4 protein-coding genes are annotated in these 3,807 nt (G+C 52.9%); 2 read left to right on the top strand and 2 right to left on the bottom strand.

Annotated elements, in window-relative coordinates; all coding sequences use genetic code 11:
• The first annotated feature begins 584 nt into the window (after window positions 1-584).
• A complete protein-coding gene (locus V6B97_RS16995) occupies window positions 585-1,181 on the top strand; it encodes a YagK/YfjJ domain-containing protein (protein ID WP_333507703.1) in 597 nt (198 codons plus the stop codon).
• A gap of 52 nt (window positions 1,182-1,233) precedes the next feature.
• On the opposite strand, the gene V6B97_RS17000 is transcribed toward V6B97_RS16995, so the two are convergent.
• Together V6B97_RS17000 and V6B97_RS17005 are read right to left on the bottom strand one after the other, a co-directional pair.
• The gene (locus V6B97_RS17000; RefSeq protein WP_167122762.1) at window positions 1,234-1,509 is read right to left on the bottom strand and encodes a type II toxin-antitoxin system RelE/ParE family toxin; all 276 of its coding nucleotides are present in this window, start codon (window positions 1,507-1,509) and stop codon (window positions 1,234-1,236) included.
• Window positions 1,509-1,778 carry a CopG family ribbon-helix-helix protein gene (locus tag V6B97_RS17005; RefSeq protein ID WP_167122760.1) on the bottom strand — a complete coding sequence of 90 codons (270 nt, stop codon included), beginning with the start codon at window positions 1,776-1,778 and terminating at the stop codon, window positions 1,509-1,511. The genes V6B97_RS17000 and V6B97_RS17005 overlap by 1 nt, the downstream gene beginning before the upstream one ends.
• Before the next feature lie 342 nt (window positions 1,779-2,120).
• Between V6B97_RS17005 and V6B97_RS17010 the strand changes: the two genes are divergently transcribed.
• Window positions 2,121-3,286 (top strand): IS3 family transposase gene (locus V6B97_RS17010; protein WP_243838187.1). Its coding sequence is split into 2 segments (ribosomal slippage): window positions 2,121-2,385 and window positions 2,385-3,286, totalling 1,167 coding nucleotides; the frame shifts between segments, so codons are not numbered across the junction.
• Window positions 3,287-3,807 lie beyond the last annotated feature (521 nt).

Genomic DNA, 3,807 nt, shown 5'->3' on the forward strand with positions numbered 1-3,807 from the left:
GTGCATGGGGACGATATTCATAGCCACCTCCATACGATACTCCTTGTCCATTTAGACTTAGCTAGAGCTTAGTCCGAAGTCAAGGAAAGCACTTCCGGTGCCGGACGAGTCAGCAAGCCCCAAATAGTTGTCGGCCGCCCTGCGGGGGTTACGCCAAGCAAGGCCGTGCCAGGTGAATACTATCTCTTTACACACATAGTATGTAAAAAATAAGTCTGACAAAAAATCATCATACAAAAACTTCAGCAGCAATCGCTTTCAAATCCAAAACTATCCAGTATATCAATTTTATGTTCAAAAATCATACATGCTAAAATGGTATTATCTCTCTTGTATCTATTATAGATACATTATTTATTATCACCATTATTAATGCTTCTCATCCATAAGAACTAAATATATAAAGATATGCAAACAAATAAATATCAAAACATAAACATACACCTATTACAAAAACCACACCATATCATCATTAGCTAGCAAAATCTAGATCCACATCAAGAGCCGACATCACAAGTGTCGGCTTCTTTTTGTGTAACAAATAACACTCTCCATTAATTCAATAGCTAACAAAGGAGCACACCATGTTCATAACAGAAAAAACCCACAGAGACTATCCAGTTCAAGCGTATGACGACAAACCTTGTCGTATCGACATCCTCAATGCCATCATCGACCGCATAGAGTACATGACGAGTAGATTCAGCAGAGTGCTCTTCATCCGCTTTGACTTACGATATCCGAGAAACTTCTATTCATCCCGTGGAAACGACGACATTCAACGCTTTTTCAACAGCTTTACACGCTATTTATCCCGCAAGGGGATAGCCTTCCAGTACGTCTGGGCACGTGAACAATCCAGAGAAAAACACCAGCATTACCACGTGATGCTCCTCCTGAATGGCAACCTCACATGCCACAGCTGGAACCACATGGAGAAGGCTGAACAACTCTGGCAGCGTGCCCTTGGGATCGACTACCCAGGACTCCTCCATAGGTGTGACCGAAGCAGAGACGGCAACAGGCACCCTGACTTCATCCACTTGGATCGTCATGATGCCAGCTATCAACGAGACATCGAGAGATGCGTGGAATGGGCCAGCTATCTGGCCAAGACGAGGACCAAGGGCTATACCCCCTTGAATGTGCGGGAGTGGGGAACGAGCCGCCTTGGTAACTGATCAGGAGTTATATGCCCTGGTACAGCCTACACTGGAGCAGATACAAGCCATTTCAGCGACCCTCCCTAGTATGCCACAGTCGCAGCACGTAGACTGTCGAATCCTGAATCTCGTAACGCATCTCATAATGCCCGACAAGCAACCGCCGAACCTCGCGAGGGGCGAACGCAAAGAGTTGCTCACCGATGCGCGGATTGGTCAGCAGGACGGTCGGGGCCTTAGCCAATGCCTGCACCGCCCGCGAGGCAGCAGGTTGGTCAACAGGGGCCAAGAATTCATACAGGCGTGTCAGGTCGGAAAGAGCCTTGCTGGTCCATTTCAGGTTCATTAGCGAGGCACCGGCAGCGGTTCATCGGTACTCAGACTATCCGCCCATGCCTGCACAGCCTGATGATCGATGGCGCGATCTGTATCCACCTCGGCGAGCGCCTCATACGTCAACCGGTCACGCTCTTCCTCCTGGGCGATCCAGGATGAAAGCGCTTGCTTCATGATCCAACCGCGAGAGCGTTCCAAACGGTTGGCCACCTGGTCTACCTTTTCTGCCAGTGGCACGGGTACATGAGCAGTCAGCACGCGAGTTTCAGCCTTGGGCATGACGTTCTCCTCAGTCTTGCTCTGTGTAGACTCCATCATCTGATATTTCACCAGGATGGCTATCCCCTCGTTGGTCAAAACATTGACCCTGAGTTAATCATAGTGATTAAAAACAAATCAAGCAAGCCAGCACACCACCTATCCCACCGAAAATGCCCCTTCTTCATGACCGCTCAGCTTCCCGGCTGGTTCGAAGCCCACATGAAGAGCCCCCCCCACAAGGGCTTGCGGATGAAATCCCCCAGAGAATTTATCCGCGCATCAACAACCACAAAAAGGTGACCTGCCCCCCTAAACCTGAGCCAGGGATTTTGTTAGTCTCTGGCCAACGGAGGGAAGGCAATGGGCAGGAAAGGGCAAGCACCGGAACAGATAATTGCCAAGCTGCGTGAAGCAGAGGTTTCGCTGGCCAAGGGCAAGACAGTAGCCGAGACGTGTCGGGCGCTGGGTGTCTGTGAACAGACGTTCTACCGTTGGCGCAACGAGTATGGCGGGCTGAAGGTTGACCAAGCCAAGAAGCTGAAAGCGCTGGAGCGTGAAAACGCCAGGCTGAAGAAGGCCGTGGCAGAGTTGACCTTGGACAAGCTCATCTTGCAGGAAGCGGCAAGGGGAAACTTCTGAGCCCTTCCCGGCGCCGGGAGTGTGTTGCTCATGTGCGTACGGTTCTTCATGTGCCGGAGCGGCGAGTGTGCCGCTTGCTGGAGCAACCTCGGGCGACCCAGCGATACCGCCCGAGCATAGCCAGTGATGAAGAACCACTGAAGGCGGCCATCATCCATTTCGCCAGCGAGTATGGCCGGTACGGGTATCGCCGCATCCAGGCTTTGCTTGAGCGGGAAGGCTGGCTGGTAAACCACAAGCGCATTGAGCGCATCTGGCGTCAGGAAGGGCTGAAGGTCCCACAGAAACAGCCGAAGCGCAGCAGGCTTTGGCTCAACGATGGTTCCTGTATACGGTTGCGGCCCTGCTGGCCCAATCACGTATGGTCCTATGACTTCGTCATGGACAGGACGCACGAAGGAAGGGCGTTTCGCATTCTTGTGGTCATCGACGAGTTCACTCGGGAGTGTCTGACTCTTGAGGTTTCCAGGCAGCTCCGCTCCGACGATGTGCTGCACTGCTTGGCACGGTTGTTCGTTGAAAAGGGCACGCCGGATTTCATCCGGTCAGACAATGGCTCCGAGTTCGCTGCCCACGCCGTGCGGGACTGGCTCGGCAAGGTCGGCGTGAAGACGCTGTTCATTGAGCCTGGTTCTCCCTGGGAGAACGGCTACTGCGAGAGCTTCAACGGCAAGATGAGGGATGAGGAGCTGAACGGGGAGCTGTTCTATACGCTCCGGGAGGCGCAGGTGGTTCTAGAAATGTGGCGGCAGGAGTATAACACATTCAGGCCGCATAGCTCGCTAGGGCAACGTCCACCAGCGCCGGTCGCCACCCTACCCCGAGGGACAGGGTGCTCCCCCTGGGGACCACCGCTGGACTCAAGTAGGCAGCACAGACTAACATAATGAGTGGTACAACTCGTGGGGGCTGGTCAAAGGGAGGGAGACGGCTTAGCAGGGGCAACTCCAGAGCATGGTCACCCCAAAGAGTGCGACCACATCAACGGGGCCGAGGGCTTCTGGGACTGTCCAAGAATTGGCTCTACCCGGTAGTTTTTCCGGGGGCGCGAGCCTGCATATCTAGGCGTAAGGCAGCCCTGAGGTAGCGAACTCCTTAACTTTGATGTATTTTTATTATTAACTTTGGCGGTTGGCTTTTTAAAAATACTAGCGCCGGCATGCTGTTTGCAATATGCAAGAGAATCTTGGACAGCTTCCGTCCTGTTGGTGGCCGCTTGTGCAAAAAAAGCGCTGCACGCCAAGACATGGCTAGACAGGAGTCCGCTCCCCCACAGAAAAAGGGTTCCTCGACGCGAGACGTGGAAATCAGCTTTCTTGACTCTCCTTCCTGACGCATCGTAGCCTTTCCCTTTGCCCAGGAGGGAAGGAGCCGTGGAAGCTAACGATTTACTGACGTTGGGCCTTGG

The organism is Nitratidesulfovibrio sp. 1201_IL3209 (genome assembly GCF_036763125.1).
Lineage (GTDB): Bacteria > Desulfobacterota > Desulfovibrionia > Desulfovibrionales > Desulfovibrionaceae > Cupidesulfovibrio.